At 46.5% G+C, this 15,273-nt stretch carries 15 protein-coding genes and 1 pseudogene; 3 read left to right on the top strand and 13 right to left on the bottom strand.

Annotated features, from left to right (window positions below):
* Positions 1 to 279 precede the first annotated feature (279 nt).
* Positions 280 to 1,164 carry a nucleotidyltransferase-like protein gene (locus LQ247_RS21490; RefSeq protein WP_020450641.1) on the bottom strand — a complete coding sequence of 295 codons (885 nt, stop codon included), beginning with the start codon at positions 1,162 to 1,164 and terminating at the stop codon, positions 280 to 282.
* A 219-nt stretch (positions 1,165 to 1,383) separates the two neighbouring features.
* Here LQ247_RS21490 and LQ247_RS21485 point away from each other — a divergent pair, with 219 nt between their 5' ends.
* Positions 1,384 to 1,731, top strand: a complete 348-nt coding sequence (locus LQ247_RS21485) for a YgzB family protein (RefSeq protein ID WP_020450640.1) — start codon at positions 1,384 to 1,386, stop codon at positions 1,729 to 1,731.
* A 48-nt stretch (positions 1,732 to 1,779) separates the two neighbouring features.
* Here the strand turns inward: LQ247_RS21485 and perR are convergent, their stop codons facing one another.
* Positions 1,780 to 2,217 carry a peroxide-responsive transcriptional repressor PerR gene (gene perR / locus LQ247_RS21480; protein ID WP_003179961.1) on the bottom strand — a complete coding sequence of 146 codons (438 nt, stop codon included), beginning with the start codon at positions 2,215 to 2,217 and terminating at the stop codon, positions 1,780 to 1,782.
* 211 nt (positions 2,218 to 2,428) lie between these two features.
* A complete protein-coding gene (gene bcp, locus LQ247_RS21475; protein ID WP_020450639.1) occupies positions 2,429 to 2,902 on the bottom strand; it encodes a thioredoxin-dependent thiol peroxidase in 474 nt (157 codons plus the stop codon).
* A gap of 155 nt (positions 2,903 to 3,057) precedes the next feature.
* Between bcp and LQ247_RS21470 the strand changes: the two genes are divergently transcribed.
* Both LQ247_RS21470 and LQ247_RS21465 read left to right on the top strand, forming a co-directional pair.
* The gene (locus tag LQ247_RS21470) at positions 3,058 to 4,356 is read left to right on the top strand and encodes a glutamate-1-semialdehyde 2,1-aminomutase (protein ID WP_020450638.1); all 1,299 of its coding nucleotides are present in this window, start codon (positions 3,058 to 3,060) and stop codon (positions 4,354 to 4,356) included.
* Between the two features lie 252 nt (positions 4,357 to 4,608).
* On the top strand, positions 4,609 to 5,679 hold the full coding sequence (locus tag LQ247_RS21465; RefSeq protein WP_020450637.1) for an FUSC family protein: 1,071 nt from the start codon (positions 4,609 to 4,611) through the stop codon (positions 5,677 to 5,679).
* A gap of 30 nt (positions 5,680 to 5,709) precedes the next feature.
* On the opposite strand, the gene LQ247_RS21460 is transcribed toward LQ247_RS21465, so the two are convergent.
* The 10 genes and pseudogenes from LQ247_RS21460 to fabL form a co-directional block, all read right to left on the bottom strand.
* Positions 5,710 to 6,600 (bottom strand): ABC transporter permease, encoded by an 891-nt coding sequence (locus LQ247_RS21460; RefSeq protein ID WP_020450635.1) that lies wholly within the window; start codon positions 6,598 to 6,600, stop codon positions 5,710 to 5,712.
* Between the two features lie 12 nt (positions 6,601 to 6,612).
* Entirely contained in the window at positions 6,613 to 7,614 is a 1,002-nt protein-coding gene (locus tag LQ247_RS21455; RefSeq protein WP_231006586.1) for an ABC transporter permease, read from the bottom strand.
* A 13-nt stretch (positions 7,615 to 7,627) separates the two neighbouring features.
* Positions 7,628 to 9,226, bottom strand: a complete 1,599-nt coding sequence (locus tag LQ247_RS21450; RefSeq protein WP_231006585.1) for an ABC transporter substrate-binding protein — start codon at positions 9,224 to 9,226, stop codon at positions 7,628 to 7,630.
* Positions 9,223 to 10,179 carry an ABC transporter ATP-binding protein gene (locus tag LQ247_RS21445; RefSeq protein ID WP_048350613.1) on the bottom strand — a complete coding sequence of 319 codons (957 nt, stop codon included), beginning with the start codon at positions 10,177 to 10,179 and terminating at the stop codon, positions 9,223 to 9,225. Before LQ247_RS21445 ends, LQ247_RS21450 begins: the two co-directional genes overlap by 4 nt.
* Positions 10,176 to 11,156, bottom strand: coding sequence for an ABC transporter ATP-binding protein (locus tag LQ247_RS21440; RefSeq protein WP_023855992.1), 981 nt, complete (start codon positions 11,154 to 11,156; stop codon positions 10,176 to 10,178). Before LQ247_RS21440 ends, LQ247_RS21445 begins: the two co-directional genes overlap by 4 nt.
* A 130-nt stretch (positions 11,157 to 11,286) precedes the next feature.
* The gene (locus LQ247_RS21435) at positions 11,287 to 13,029 is read right to left on the bottom strand and encodes an ABC transporter ATP-binding protein (protein WP_080131291.1); all 1,743 of its coding nucleotides are present in this window, start codon (positions 13,027 to 13,029) and stop codon (positions 11,287 to 11,289) included.
* Positions 13,030 to 13,104: 75 nt separating this feature from the next.
* Positions 13,105 to 13,635 (bottom strand): nucleoside tri-diphosphate phosphatase, encoded by a 531-nt coding sequence (gene ntdP, locus LQ247_RS21430; protein ID WP_003179942.1) that lies wholly within the window; start codon positions 13,633 to 13,635, stop codon positions 13,105 to 13,107.
* Between the two features lie 163 nt (positions 13,636 to 13,798).
* Positions 13,799 to 14,044, bottom strand: a complete 246-nt coding sequence (locus tag LQ247_RS21425; protein ID WP_003179940.1) for a YgaB family protein — start codon at positions 14,042 to 14,044, stop codon at positions 13,799 to 13,801.
* A 175-nt stretch (positions 14,045 to 14,219) separates the two neighbouring features.
* A pseudogene (locus LQ247_RS21420) lies at positions 14,220 to 14,369 on the bottom strand (gamma-type small acid-soluble spore protein); the annotation flags it as partial.
* Between the two features lie 83 nt (positions 14,370 to 14,452).
* Entirely contained in the window at positions 14,453 to 15,205 is a 753-nt protein-coding gene (fabL, locus tag LQ247_RS21415) for an enoyl-[acyl-carrier-protein] reductase FabL (RefSeq protein WP_020450629.1), read from the bottom strand.
* Between the last annotated feature and the right edge of the window lie 68 nt (positions 15,206 to 15,273).

The following is a 15,273-nucleotide window of genomic DNA, read 5'->3' as shown; positions in this document are numbered from 1 at the left end:
ATGTATTAGGCACGCCGCCAGCGTTCGTCCTGAGCCAGGATCAAACTCTCCATGAAGTTTGATAATGACTACGCACAAAATGTGCGATTTATTTAATGAATTAACAGGTACGTTTTGTCTTGTTTAGTTTTCAAAGATCATTTCCGCTCCTGTCCGAAGCGACTTTATCAGTATAACATTTTCAACAAGGAGTGTCAAATGTTTTTTTGTTTTTTCGTCGCTGCTGCTTTCAGTTCAAAAACCGTTCCGCTAACAGCGACGCTTAATAATATATCACCGTTATAAATTAGTGTCAACACTTTTTTTGATAAAATATCCTCGGTGAAAAATCTTTTGGCCCTTTGTCTCAATCGGCTTGACTCCGACTAAGTCCTTTTCAGCCAAGAACTCCAGTATGACTCCCAGGTCTGCCGTGAAATACTTGAGATCCGGATGCTTGAGAAGATCGGCAAATTGCCAAACCTCTTTTTCATCCATGACATTGAGAATATGTGCGGCCCCGATTTCGGCTTTTGAATGAATGAGAAAATCGCTTGCGAGGAATAATAACTCCAGCCGTTTTTGCAAGCTTTCATTGCTCTCAATTAATTCCTTATACAATTTATAAACCTGAGGCTCCATGTGGCGGACTTGGTTCCATACCGTAACTTCTGGGTGAAAACCCTTATCGATCACTTCGATTCTGGCCAAATGATGGAGGGCGTGTACGATGGAATTGTAGGCGTCCAAAAATTGACCGTCCTCAAAAAACGATTTCCCTTCTATATATCTTCTGATTAATTTCCCATATTCAAGTCCGATTTTTAGTTTTCTTTCTGAAAACGGAAATGTATTAAGCTGCTCAATCAGCTTGGCGATAAATTCGTTTCGGTCGAAAAGCACCTTTCCATTGAGGACCCAGTCTATGATTCTTCTATTTGTTCCGAGCAAAATCCATTCCTGAAGCTGTTCAACAGAAATAATATGAAGAGAAGCCGTTTTTCCGTCGAACTCATAATGCTTCACGAATACAGGGTCTTCAGCCTTATTAACGATAATCAACAATGCCGCATCAAAATTATCTGTCGCAGATGAGGTTTGATTTCTCCTCTCAATCAGCATGACAGCGAGTGTGTCAGGGCGGCTTGCTCTTTCTTGGTAAATCGGACGGAGAAGATTTTCCATCACCATTCCTCCAATACGATGTAAATGCGTTGCTCTAAAAGCTTCTCTCTTTGTTTCTACCTATTTCTACGAGCCAATAAAAACTCCTTTATTTTGAAAACACATTGAATTATTATAATCAATTTCCCCAAAACTCTCTATAGAAATTTTCCAATTGATTCGTTTTAATTAAAGAATAACACATCTTTTCTATGCTATATTAGAGACAGGGGGATGGATATGGCAAAATACTCTAGCAAAATCAACAAAATCAGAACGTTTGCGTTAAGCCTTGTATTTATAGGCTTCATTATTATGTATGTCGGAATCTTTTTTAGGTCCTCGATCCTCTTGATGTCGGTGTTTATGATCTTGGGGGTATTGTCTATCTTGTTGAGCACAGCGGTTTATTTTTGGATCGGCATGCTTTCAACGAAAGCGGTTCAAGTCGTCTGTCCAAACTGTGAAAAACCGACCAAGATTTTAGGCCGGGTCGATATGTGCATGCATTGCAGGGAGCCTCTGACACTGGATAAAAACCTCGAAGGAAAAGAGTTTAACGAATCGTATAATCGAAAGTCTCAGTAAATGCTGCAACAAAAATAAGCTGACCGTTAAAAAAGCGGCCAGCTCTTTTTAATGGCTTTCTTTTTTGTCGCATTCCTGACATAAACCGTATATCTCCAGTCTATGGTGACTGACTTTGAATCCTGTCACATGTGAAGCCAGCTGCTCCACTTCGTCGAGGCCGGGATAATGAAAGTCGACGATTTTCCCGCAGCGTTCGCAAATTGCGTGATAATGCTCGGATGTCACGAAGTCAAACCGGCTGGAGGAATCTCCGTACGTTAATTCCTTAACGAGCCCTGATTCCTTAAAAACCCGCAAATTGTTGTAAACCGTTGCTACGCTCATGTTTGGAAATTTCCCTTCCAGAGCTTTATATATATCATCTGCAGTTGGATGAGACATAGAATTCACGAGAAATTCCAGAATGGCATGACGTTGAGGAGTAATTCGAACCCCGGTTTCCTTCAACGCTTCCAACGCTTCTTTCAGGTTATGTTCAGCCATCGTCATGCACCTCTCTTCTAAAAAAAATTCTTACATTATAACGTTTATAATTAGTGTAACTCCTGATCAGAATCTTTGTCAATTCCAATCCCTGTGAAAAAGCTATTTTTAAGGCGAAAAAGGCCGATATGATCAGCATGTCCGGTCAGACAGACGAATATGAGCGTAAAAAGAGACCAAACTAACATACAGTCCGGCCTCCCCCAGAGCTTTACGCTTCGGCGATTTCTTTTACTGCTTGAAGCGCTTCTGCGACATGGTCTTTTACCTTTACTTTCCGCCACTCTTTCACAAGGCGGCCTTCTTTATCAATCAGGAATGTCGACCTTTCGACACCCATGTATTCCTTGCCGAAATTCTTCTTCAGCTTCCATACGTCAAAGCTTTCAGCGAGCTTGTGTTCATCATCGACGAGCAGCAGAAACGGCAGATCGTGTTTCTGCTTGAATTTCTCATGTCTTGTCTGGTCGTCAGGGCTGACTCCGATGATGACGGTATCAAGTTCGGCAAAGCTTTCATGTCGGTCTCTGAAATCGCACGCTTCCGTTGTGCATCCCGGCGTCATATCTTTCGGGTAAAAATAGAGCACGACATACTTTCCTTCAAAATCCGACAGCTTTACTTTTTCTCCGTGATCGCCCAGCAGTTCAATATCAGGCACCTTTTGTCCAATTTCAACAGTCATTGTTTTGCCTCCTGTTATGTTTAATCGCTTGCTTTCCCCCATTATAAAAAACAGCGCCCGCTTGTTCAAATGTTCGGCGGCTTCTTTTTTGCGCTCTGTCCGCCTCGTGTTACAATATAGAAATAGATAAAAGGTGCAGAAATGAGGAGGATATTATGCAGCATACTCAATCTGAAAAGCTTCATGAAGAAGCTCTTCAACATATAGTCGGAGGCGTCAACAGCCCCTCAAGGTCTTACAAAGCGGTCGGCGGCGGTTCTCCCGTCGCGATGGAAAGGGGAAGCGGCGCTTATTTTTGGGATGTAGACGGCAACAAATACATAGACTACCTTGCCGCATACGGACCGATTATTACGGGCCACGCTCACCCGCATATCACGAAAGCGATTCAAACAGCTGCTGAAAACGGAGTTCTTTACGGCACGCCGACAAAGCATGAAGTGACATTTGCCAAGATGCTTAAAGAAGCGATTCCTGCCTTGGATAAAGTGAGATTCGTCAATTCAGGAACGGAAGCTGTGATGACGACGATTCGCGTCGCCCGGGCCTATACAGGCAGAACGAAAATCATCAAGTTCGCCGGCTGCTACCACGGCCATTCCGATCTTGTGCTGGTGGCGGCCGGTTCAGGTCCGTCAACGCTCGGCACACCTGATTCAGCGGGGGTTCCAAAAAGCATCGCCAACGAGGTGATTACCGTTCCTTTCAATGATATCGACAGCTATAAGGAAGCGCTCGATAAATGGGGGAACGATATTGCGGCAGTTCTCGTTGAACCGATTGTCGGAAACTTCGGGATCGTTGAACCGAAGAGCGGATTCCTCGAACAGGTCAATGAACTGACGCATAACGCAGGGGCGCTCGTCATCTATGATGAAGTTATCACCGCTTTCCGCTTTATGTACGGCGGCGCCCAGGATCTGCTTGGCGTCAAACCTGATTTAACGGCGCTTGGCAAAATCATCGGCGGCGGCCTGCCAATCGGCGCATACGGAGGCAAAAAAGAGATTATGGAACAAGTCGCACCGCTCGGACCTGCTTATCAAGCGGGCACGATGGCGGGGAATCCGGCTTCGATCCTCTCAGGTATCGCCTGCCTTGAAGTGCTGAAAGAAAAAGGCACATACGAAAAACTTGACCGCCTCGGCGCTATGCTTGAAGAAGGTATCCTGGGACACGCCGAAACCCACGGCATCAACATCACTGTCAACCGTCTTAAAGGCGCGCTCACCGTATACTTTACGAACGAAAAAGTCGAAAACTATGAGCAAGCCGAAAATACGGACGGAGAAATGTTCGCTGCCTTTTTCAAACTGATGCTTGAGCGCGGAATCAATCTTGCGCCTTCAAAATATGAAGCATGGTTTATCACCACCGCGCACACGGAAGAGGACATTAAAGCGACGCTTAAAGCCGTGGATGACTCATTTAAACAATTGAAACAACGCATATAAAAAGAGAGCGGGTCCGCTCTCTTTTTTATCAAATGCGGAGCACTTTGAGAACGCGGTGAACAGGCACTTTCCGCCGGCTTGTTTTTCTTTTTTGTCAATGATTTGTTTTTTCTTAAAAATGGGTTGAATATTTCGGAAGATCGCTGTATATTACTTTATTGTTTGGCAAATTAACAGAGAGGGAATGTTCAATACAATTCATTTTCTGTAAAGAACGAATTTTATTATAGAAAGGGATGCAAGTACAGCCTAATGAAACTTGGTGCCCGTATTTTCAAAACAGGCATTGCCATTACGCTTGCGCTTTACCTCGCGTCTTGGCTCGGCCTTCCGACTCCTGTCTTCGCGGGAATCGCGGCTATCTTCGCGATACAGCCTTCGATCTATCGTTCATTTTTGACGATTGTCGATCAAGTGCAGGCGAACATAATCGGAGCTGCCACAGCCATTATTTTTGGACTTATTTTTGAACCCAGTCCGATCATCATCGGATTGACGGCGGTAATCGTCATTACGATCAACCTGAAGCTGAAGATCGAGAATACAATTTCGATCGCTCTCGTCACCGTTATTGCCATATTGGAGAGCTCCGGCGACAACTTTTTATGGTTTGCCTTGGTGAGAACCGGAACGGTTATTTTGGGCGTATTGTCTGCGTTCCTGGTCAACCTGATTTTTCTGCCGCCTAAATATGAAACGAAGCTCGTCAGCCATGTTGTTGAAAATACAGATGAAGTCATTAAATGGATCAGATTGTTGACGCGGAAGACAACGGAACACTCCATGCTGAAAGAAGACATTGAAAAGCTGAAAGAAAAAATGATGAAGGTCGATCACCTTTACTTGCTTTACAAAGAAGAAAGAAGCTATTTAAAACGTTCCACATATGTAAAACAGCGAAAGCTCGTGCTGTTCAGACAGGCGATCATTGCATCGAACCGCGCGCTTGATGCTTTGAAAAAACTGCACCGGCTTGAAAACGAGTTTTGTCATATGCCTGAAGAATTTCAAGAAACGCTGGTCGAAGAGCTTGATTATCTTCTCCATTGGCACGAGCGAATTTTAATGAGATTCGTCGGCAGGATTAAAACGCAGGATCACGTCGACCTTCACGAAGAAGGAGACGTGTACAAACAGCACTTGACCGAATCATTCCTGAAAAACCAGGACAAATTGAAAGAAGAACTGTTGGACTACAATATGCTGACCATTATGGCGAGCACCGTAGAATACCGAGAACAGCTTGAACATTTGGAAACCTTGCTCACAAGCTTTCAGACGTACCACAAAAAAGACAGCGAGCTTGAAGTTGAGGAAGAGTAAACCGGTTAACGAATACGTTAACCGGTTTTTTTATTTTCCTTCCTTCATTTTCGGATCAAGGGTGTCGCGCAGGCCGTCTCCCATCAGATTAAAGCCGAGCACGGTCAGCATGATCGCAAATCCCGGAAAAAATAATGTCCACGGGGCCTGTGCCAAATAAGGCCTGGCATCCGCAAGCATTTTTCCCCACTCCGGGTTCGGCGCCTGCGCCCCCAACCCTAAAAATCCGAGCGCGGCCGCTTCTATAATCGCCGTTCCAATATTCAGTGTCGCTTGAACGATAACCGGGGCCATGCTGTTGGGAAGAATGTGTTTAAACATCATCCTCATATTGGACATCCCGACAGCACGCGCAGATAAGACATATTCCTCCTGCCTGATGCTGAGCACTTTTGAACGAACGAGCCTGCCAAACGTCGGAACGTTGATGATGGCGATGGCAATCAGGGCATTTTCAAGGGAAGGCCCGAGAATCGCCACAATGGCGATCGCCAGCAGAATGCTGGGAAACGCGAGCATGATATCAAACAGCCGCGAAATCAACGCATCAGCCCATCTGCCGTAAAAACCGGCGATCAGCCCTAACAGCGTCCCCGCCAAGGCCGATGCCAGACAGGAGAAAAAGCCGACCCATAAAGACAGCCTCGCGCCGTACAGCACCCTTGAAAAAATATCCCTGCCAAAATCGTCCGTTCCAAAAAGGTGTTCAGCAGACGGAGCGGCAAGCCTGTCTGACAGTGACTGGTCGTTTATTCCATAGGGTGCGATGAGCGGCGCGAAGATGGCCAGCAGGATAAACAGCGCGACTAAAATCGTGCCGGCGGCAGCCAGTTTATGCTCAAAGAACCGCCGAATATGTTCCGCCAAAGGCGAACGCACCTTCACGTCCTCCCTCTGCTGTTCATTTTGAAGCACAACCACATTTCCCGCCTCCTAATATTTAATTCTCGGATCGATGACAGCGTACAGCAGATCAACAATGAAGTTAATCATGACGAAGATGAAGGCGATCACGAGAATGCCCGATTGGATAACCGGGTAGTCGCGGTAGCTGATCGCATCATAAATGTACCGGCCGATGCCGGGCCAGGCAAAAATCGTCTCCGTTAAAATCGCGCCGCCCAGTAAAAGTCCGGTTTGCAGGCCGATGACGGTCAACACCGGAATGAACGCATTTTTTAAACCGTGCTTATAGATAACGAAAAACATATGCACGCCTTTTGCTTTTGCCGTGCGGATATAATCGGACTGCAGCACCTCTATCATGCTGGCCCTTGTAATTCTCGCAATGATCGCGGCGGGAATGGTGGCAAGAGCGGTTCCCGGCAGAATTAAATGGCGGATGGTTTCTGCAAACTGATCAAATCTTCCGTGTAAAAGGGTGTCCAGTGTATGAATGTAAGTAAAGGCTTCGACCGGATTTCTGACATTCTCCCTTCCCGTTGTCGGCAGCCAGCCGAGCTCGATCGAAAAGAACCACTGGCCCATCAGACCAAGCCAAAAAATCGGCATCGACACGCCAATTAAAGCAACCAGCATCGCAATATAGTCGAATACCGAATTCTTAAACCACGCGCTGATGATTCCGGCATTCACACCGACAAACACTGCGATCAGCATCGCGAAAAAAGCAAGCTCGAGAGTGGCGAACAAATACGGCTTTATTTCTTGCGTAATCGCCGCTCCCGTGCGGATTGATGTCCCGAGATCCCCTTTCAGCAAATCCCCGATATATCTGGCGTATTGCACATACCACGGCTGATCAAGGCCGAGCTGGATGGTCAGCTGCTGCACCGCTTCCTTTGTCGCCCTCTGGCCGAGAATAACCTGGGCGGGGTTGCCGGGAATAAAGCGGATGACCGAAAAAACGACCAGTGTCATGCCAATGAGAACGGGGATCAGCATCCCCGTCCGTTTTAAACAGTACGCAAGCAATGGCTGTCACCACCTATTTAAACTCTACGCCGGACAATACTTCACTCCCTGTCGGATGCGGAGCATATCCTTCGATATCTTTTGAACCGGCCAAAATCGGCGTGGAATGGACAAGCGGAATCCAAGGCGATTCTTCATGGAGGAGCTCCTGCGCATCTTGATACAGTTTATTTCTCTTCTTTTGGTCAGGGTCTGACTGCGCTTCGATTAAGATGTCATGAAGCTCGTCATTGCTGAAGTACGTATAGTTGTTACCGCCGATATTATCTTTATCAAGCAGGGTATAAATGAAGTTGTCCGGATCTCCATTGTCTCCGGTCCAGCCCATCAAAAACGCGTCAGCTTCCCCTTTGCTCACCTTATCCAAATACGTCGCCCAGTCGTAAGTGACGATTTCCGCTTTGACGCCGATTTTTTCGAAGCTTGATTGAATCACTTCGGCTATTTTCATACCGTCCGGCATATATGGCCGCGGAACAGGCATTGCCCAAAGCTTCATTTTAAACCCGTCCGGGAATCCGGCTTCTTTTAAGAGTTCTTTTGCCTTTTTTAAATCATACGGATATTCCTTTATCTGATCGTTGTATCCTTCAAGTGAAGGAGGGAGCGGGTTTTTGGCAGATTCGGCGAGGCCTCCGTAGAAGGAATCGATAATCGCCTGTTTATCAACAGCATGATTCAGCGCCTGGCGGACCAGCTTATTGTCAAATGGTTTTCTTGTCGTCGTCATTCCGAGATACCCGACGTTCATTGAAGGCCTTTCAAATGTTTTCAGATTGGCGTCTGCTTTGATGCTTTCGATATCAGACGGATTGACGCCGTCCATTAGGTCGATTTCGCCCGTCTTCAACGCATTTAAGCGGGCTGAGTTTTCAGGAATGGCTCTGAAAATGATCTTCTGCAATTTCGGTTTGCCTTGATCCCAATAGTCTTCATTTTTTTCAAGAACGATCCGGTCGTTCGGCTTCCATTCGACAAATTTGTAAGGGCCCGTGCCGACGGGGTGCTCCCTGAATTTTTCGCCGTATTTTTCGATGGCGGCAGGACTCGCAATCCCGAATGAAGTCATGGCAAGGTTCTTTAAAAACGGCGCTTGCGGGCGTTTTAAAATGAACTGAATCTTATGGTCGTCGAGCACTTTTATATCTTTGATGACATGCCCCTCATCTTTCTTATAGCCTCCGAACATGCCGTAGTAAGGAAATTTTTCTTCATCCCCGCTCATCCACCGCTCAAAATTGTATTTGACGGCTTCTGCATTAAAATCCGTTCCGTCATGGAATTTCACGCCTTGCCTCAGCTCCAGTGTGTAGGTCAAACCGTCATCTGAAGCGTCCCATTTGACCGCGAGGCCTTCCTTCAGCGTAGTGTCTTGTTCTCCGTAATTCAGCAAGGTCTCAAACATATTGATCGTCACTTTAAACGCTTCGCCTTCTGTCGTTGTGATCGGATCAAGCGATGTTGAATCACCGCCTCTGCCGATGATCAGCGTATCTTTTCCCCCGTTCGTCTCTCCGTCGTTTTTTCCGCTTTCGTTACCGGAGCATCCCATTAAAAAAGCGGAAACAGACAGAATCATTCCCAAACAGATCAGCCAGCTTTTCTTTTTCATCGTACTGCCTCCTTATTGGTAAAATGGCATGCGACATAATGCCCGTCCGCAGTCTCTTCAAGAGGCGGCTCCGCTTCCAGACAAACCGCTGCCCGCTTCATGCATCTGCTGTAAAAAGGACAGCCCTTTTCACTCATGCGGGGCGCGGCAATATCCGGTGCCGTATGAACCGCTTCGCCTTTGCCGATGACCGGTACTGCCGCTAACAGCGTTTCTGTATACGGGTGTTTCGGCTCTCTAAATAACGATTCGGCGTCCGCCATCTCGACGATCTTTCCGAAATACATCACGGCCACCCTGTCGCTGATATAGCGAACGACTGCGAGATCATGAGAAATAAACAGAAACGTTAAATCGAATGCCTCCTGCAAATCATTCAGCAGATTTAAGATCTGCGCCTGAACGGATACATCAAGCGCGGAGACAGGTTCATCGGCAATGATTAGTTTTGGCTTAGTGATCAGCGCTTTTGCAATGCCGATCCTTTGCCTCTGACCGCCGCTGAATTGGTGTGCGTACCGGTCGCCGTATGAAGCATCAAGGCCGACAATTTCAAGCATCGAGCGCACGACCTCTCTCCTTTCCGCCTTCTTTCCGAGTTGATGAACGATCAGCGGTTCTTCCAAAATATCCTTTATTTTCATGCGCGGATTTAACGAAGCGTACGGGTCTTGAAAAATCATTTGTATATGCCTTCTCATATTGCGAAGATCTTTTGCATCAAGGCCTGTCATCTCCTGCCCGAGAAAAGTCACCTTTCCCGAAGTCGGTTCGGTCAGCCGCAATATCGATTTTCCTAAGGTCGATTTTCCGCAGCCGGATTCCCCGACAACCCCTAAGATTTCGCCTTTTTCAACTGACAGTGTAACATCATCTACCGCTTTCACGATTTTCTTACGGGACACGCGGTAATACGTTTTCAGCTCTTGAACGCTCAGCAGTTCGCGATTCATGTGAAAACACCTTCCTCTTCATAGAGAAAGCAGCTTACAGCATGATCATCCTTCAGCTTGTTCAATCCAGGCGCTTCTTCAATGCAGCGTTCATGTTTATGGGGGCATCGCGGCGCAAACATACAGCCTTTTTTAATCGATCCCGGCTTCGGCACCTGCCCCTCAATCGAAGACAGCCGCTCGGATTTGTCTGTGAATGCCGGAATAGAGGCGAACAAGCCTTTTGTATAAGGGTGTTTCGGACTGTCAAAAACAGCGGTGACACCGCCCTCTTCAACGATCCGGCCGGCATACATGATCATCACGCGTTCACATGTATTGTGAACGACGCCAAGGTCGTGGGTAATGAGGAGAATGGCTGTGTTAAATTCGGCATTGAGCTTTTTCAGCAGGGACAGAATCTGGGCCTGGATGGTGACGTCGAGAGCTGTTGTCGGTTCATCGGCGATCAGCAGCTTCGGTTCGCAAATTAATGCCATTGCGATCATGACCCGCTGCCTCATGCCTCCCGACAGTTCGTGGGGATACTGCTTCATCAGCTGGTCCGCCCTCGGCAGGCCGACGGTTTCCAGCATTTGAACGGCTTTTCTTCTTGCTTCTTTTTTATGAATATTGGTATGGCTGGAGAGTGCTTCTGTTAATTGATCGCCAATTGTGAAAAGGGGGTTGAGGGAGGTCATCGGCTCTTGAAAAACCATTGCGATGTCATTGCCGCGCATCTGTCTCCATTCTTTTTCAGACTGCATGAGAAGATCTTTGTTTTGAAACTTGATCCGGCCCGTCGTCCGGGTGTTTGCGTTCAGCCCCATTAAAGCCAAAGAGGTGACGCTCTTGCCGCAGCCGGACTCTCCGACGACTCCCATGATTTCTCCGGGATGGAGATCGAAAGAAATGCCTTGCACAATCGGGGTTTCAGACTTTTTCTGGTGAAACGAAATCGACAAATCCGATACTTCAAGCAATTTTTCTTTTGTCACTTATACACCTCCGGAGCTTGTATTTTTTAAATTGTATTTAGACGGGATAGGAAATATGTACGAAATTTGCATGGAAAGAAAAAGCCTGACAATCGTTCGGCTTCAAACGAAAGTCAGGCTTTTGGCGGTTTTAGTTTAATTTTTGAATGGTAAATAAATGCTTATAGTGGCCGTCGCGGCTCATTAATTCGTCATGTGTGCCGACTTCCGCGACACGTCCGTTTTCGATGACGACGATTTTGTCAGCGTGGGTAATCGTCGACAATCTGTGGGCAACGATAAAGGTCGTCCGGTCTTTCGCGAGCTTTTCCATCGCTTCCTGAATATAGTGCTCGCTTTCAAGGTCAAGCGCTGATGTCGCTTCATCCAAAATTAAGAGAGGCGGATTCTTCAGGAACACCCTGGCGATTGATATCCGCTGTTTTTGGCCTCCGGACAGCTTGACGCCCCTTTCTCCGACCTTTGTATCATAGCCTTGCGGCAGTTCCATAATAAAATCGTGGGCATTCGCGGCTTTTGCCGCTTCAATGATGTCTTCCATCGAAGCTTCGGGATTTCCGATCGATATGTTTTCACGTACCGATTCGCTGAATAAAAATGTATCCTGAAGCACCATGCCGATTTGGTTTCTAAGGCTCTGCGCCTGGTAATCGCGCACATCGATGCCGTCAATCTCCAGGCTTCCGGCTGAGACATCGTAGAATCTCGGAATGAGGCTGACGAGCGTTGATTTTCCGCCTCCGCTCATCCCGACGAGTGCGACCGTTTCGCCCCGTTCGGCTTTCAGAGAAAGATTCTGCAGAATCATTTCTTCCGACTTTTCGTATTGGAAGGAAACATTTTTGAATTCAACAATTCCTTTTAACCGCTCTGCTTTTACAGCATTGGGTTTATCTTTTAATTCATACGGTTCATCAATAAATTCAAACAGCCTGTCCATCGATGCGATCGACTGCGTCAATGTTGTCGACGAATTGATCAGGCGGCGCAGCGGGTTGTAGAGGCGTTCAATATATCCGAAAAACGCCACCATCGTTCCTACAGTAAGGGACCCGTGAATCACATAGTAACCCGCAACCGTAATGATGATCAGCGGAGCGAGGTCTGTAACCGTATTGACGACGGCAAACGTTTTGGCATTCCAGGCCGTATGGCGGATTGCTTTGCCGAGAAAATTCGCGTTCTCGTGATCAAATTGCTTCTGTTCATAATCCTCGATCGCAAAACTCCTGATGACAGGCATCCCCTGAACCCTTTCATGAAGGTGGCCCTGCACCTCGGCCAGCGCCTGGGAACGTTCTCTCGTCAGCTTTCTGAGCCTGCCGTAGAAGAATTTAACAGACAGTCCGTAAAGCGGAAACAGCACGATCGAAATAAGCGTCAGCTTCACATCCATCGTCAGCATGATGGCGATGGCGATAAAAATCGTCATCACGTCAAGCCATACGTTCATCAACCCGATGATGACAAATTCCTTTGTCTGCTCGACATCGTTGATGACCCTTGAAATGATTTCTCCTGCGCGGGTGTTTGCATAATACCTGAGGCTCAGCTTTTGAATGTGTGCAAACAGCTTGTCCCTGATATCATAAAGCACCTTGCTTGCCGTCCACTGTGCGAAATATTGCCGATAGTATTCGACAGGCGGCCGAAGCACCAAAAAAATGGCGAACATAACCGCCATTACCATGAATAATGTGGATGTTTTTTCTTCAGTGGTTCCGCTCCCCTGGATGATGTCGTCAACGACGTATTTCAGCAGAAGCGGGATGACCAGCGGAATAGAAAATTTAATAATACCGATTAAAACCGTCAAAACGATTTTCCATTTATACGGCTTCACAAATTCCATGTACCTTCTGATTACCCCCACACGTCTTCCCCCCTCTATATCTTGATGTGTGAGTACACCGCAAAAAACCTGTTGGTCTCAACAGGTTTTTCAGGTTTATTTTGTATAATGCAAATACCGTTCATACCAAATATCAATAAATTCAGATGCAAACGGGCCTTTTCTTTGGTGTATCCAATGCAGCAACGTATTTAAGTGGTACCTTAAAATGCCGTCGATTTCCTTCGGATAATTCATCGCCTTTTTATGATCCGCGTACTCATCTTCATCAAGAATATGATACGTCATATCCGGAAAGACTTTCACGTCTAAATCATAGTCGATGTATTTGATGGCTTCATCGTCCAAAGCAAACGGCGAGCTGATGTTGCAATAGTAATAAATCCCGTCTTCGCGAAGCATGCCGATGACGTTAAACCACTGCTTTGCATGGAAATAACAAATTGCGGGCTCTCGCGTCACCCATGTCCGGCCGTCAGATTCTGTGACCATTGTCCGGTCATTGGCGCCGATGATGCACAATTCCGTTGCTTTTAAAATCGTTGTTTCATTCCAAATCCGATGAATCTGTCCATTGTGCTTATAGCTATGAATTTGAATGGTTTCTCCTTCCTTGGGAAAGCCCATGTTTTTCTCCCCTACTTTCTTTGCAAAAGCCTTACAAGTCAGTGTGTCACATCGCCTGTCCGACAGTTCTTTTATTTATTATAACGTTTGAAAATAAAAAATGAAAATAAAACAGCCACTCCCGAACAGGAATGGCTCTTTTCTAAAAACGATAAAGAGAGGCTCATGCTTCGATTCTTTGATAAGCCTGAATCACCTGCTCCGTCTGCTTTTGGAATAAATCCTGAATTTGAGCAAGATCTTTCCGCTTCTGGGATATATCTTCCCGGATCGATAAAAGCTGGGCTTTCTTTTCAAGGGCAGCCAATTCTTTTTCAATTTTCTGGCATCTTTCAATCTCCGCTTGCAGATACAGCAGCTTATCCATAATCTCCATCTGCCCCTGAACCAAGTTTTCAAATTCCGGCATTCGGGATCCTCCATTCTATGCTCTACTCCATTTATTGCCTAACTAACATTTCTCTATACATGCCGGATGTCCTTTGACTGATTCTGGCTAAGATTCGGATGTTTTGTCGGATCAAAAAAACGAAAAGAAAAAAGCACCTCATCCGATGGTGAAGTGCTTTTTCCTGTTTCAGTGATTAGCTGTTTTGCTGTTTTTTTTGCTCAGCTTGTTGGTTATTTTGTCTTACTTGCTGCGCGTCAGTTTCGCTGGCAAATTCAGTGCCGAACTGACCACCTTGTGCAGAAGCTTGGTTTTGTTGTCTTACTTTTTGTGCGTTTGTTTTGGATTGTTGGTTAGCCATTGTATATCACCTCCACGACCATTAGATTGTGCAGGAGGATGATATCCTATTCATTGAACGCGAAAAATTTACACGAGCAGTGAACGGCCGCCGTCAATAATGATCGTCTGTCCGCGGATCATATCCGCTTTCCCTGACGTTAAAAATTCCACCGCATCGACCATGTCGCTAATCTCAACCATGCGGCCGGCAGGCGTATTTTGCCGGGCATCTTCCAAAAGTTCTTCGCGGTTCGGGAAGTGCTTCAGGGCGTCTGTATCGATCGCGCCTCCGGAAACCGCATTGACGATGATGTTTTTCGCCGCAAGCTCAACAGCGAGATATCTTGTCAATGATTCAAGCGCAGCTTTTGAAACGCCGACTGTCGTATAGTTTTCCAAATAACGGATCGAACCGAGCGAACTGATGCTCACAATGTGGCCGCCTCCCGTTTTCTCCATCAGCTTTGCCGCTTCCTGCGCGCAGAATAGCAGAGCTTTCGCATTGATGTTCATCGTCCAGTCCCAATGGCTTTCCTCAAGCTCCATGACGGGGCGTAATACGCCGGATGCAGCATTGTTGACGAACACGTCCAGTCTGCCGAAGGCTTCCTCGATTTGCTGAAACATATCTTTTATTTTCGCCGGCTGCCCGACATTCGCCTTGACGACCAATGCTTTGACACCGAGCTTTTCGATTTCTTCAGCCGTCTCAAGGGCCGCTTTTTTGCTTCTTGCATAGTTGATGACGATATTGTAGCCGTTTTCGGCAAGCCTCAGGGCGGCTGCTTTGCCGACGCCGCGGCTGCTTCCTGTAATAAGGGCACATTTTCTTTGTTCCATTTGTCATTCATCTCCTAGTATAGTGATTAAAAATCTGATAAAAAATAGCTCATAACACGATCAAAAAG

This window comes from Bacillus sp. BS3(2021) (assembly GCF_021043345.1).
GTDB classification, from domain to species: domain Bacteria; phylum Bacillota; class Bacilli; order Bacillales; family Bacillaceae; genus Bacillus; species Bacillus paralicheniformis.
The sequence above is the reverse complement of the archived record's forward strand: the minus strand, read 5'-3'. Positions and strand labels throughout refer to the sequence as shown.

Coding starts and splice junctions, on each gene's coding strand:
- ntdP (WP_003179942.1), bottom strand. CDS start 13,635: ATGGGCTTTCCCAAGGAAGGAGAAACCATTCAAATTCATAGCTATAAG.
- perR (WP_003179961.1), bottom strand. CDS start 2,217: ATGGCTGAACATAACCTGAAAGAAGCGTTGGAAGCGTTGAAGGAAACC.
- LQ247_RS21450 (WP_231006585.1), bottom strand. CDS start 9,226: ATGAAAAAGAAAAGCTGGCTGATCTGTTTGGGAATGATTCTGTCTGTT.
- LQ247_RS21490 (WP_020450641.1), bottom strand. CDS start 1,164: ATGGAAAATCTTCTCCGTCCGATTTACCAAGAAAGAGCAAGCCGCCCT.
- fabL (WP_020450629.1), bottom strand. CDS start 15,205: ATGGAACAAAGAAAATGTGCCCTTATTACAGGAAGCAGCCGCGGCGTC.
- LQ247_RS21425 (WP_003179940.1), bottom strand. CDS start 14,044: ATGCCGGAATTTGAAAACTTGGTTCAGGGGCAGATGGAGATTATGGAT.
- bcp (WP_020450639.1), bottom strand. CDS start 2,902: ATGACTGTTGAAATTGGACAAAAGGTGCCTGATATTGAACTGCTGGGC.
- LQ247_RS21465 (WP_020450637.1), top strand. CDS start 4,609: ATGAAACTTGGTGCCCGTATTTTCAAAACAGGCATTGCCATTACGCTT.
- LQ247_RS21485 (WP_020450640.1), top strand. CDS start 1,384: ATGGCAAAATACTCTAGCAAAATCAACAAAATCAGAACGTTTGCGTTA.
- LQ247_RS21470 (WP_020450638.1), top strand. CDS start 3,058: ATGCAGCATACTCAATCTGAAAAGCTTCATGAAGAAGCTCTTCAACAT.
- LQ247_RS21445 (WP_048350613.1), bottom strand. CDS start 10,179: ATGAATCGCGAACTGCTGAGCGTTCAAGAGCTGAAAACGTATTACCGC.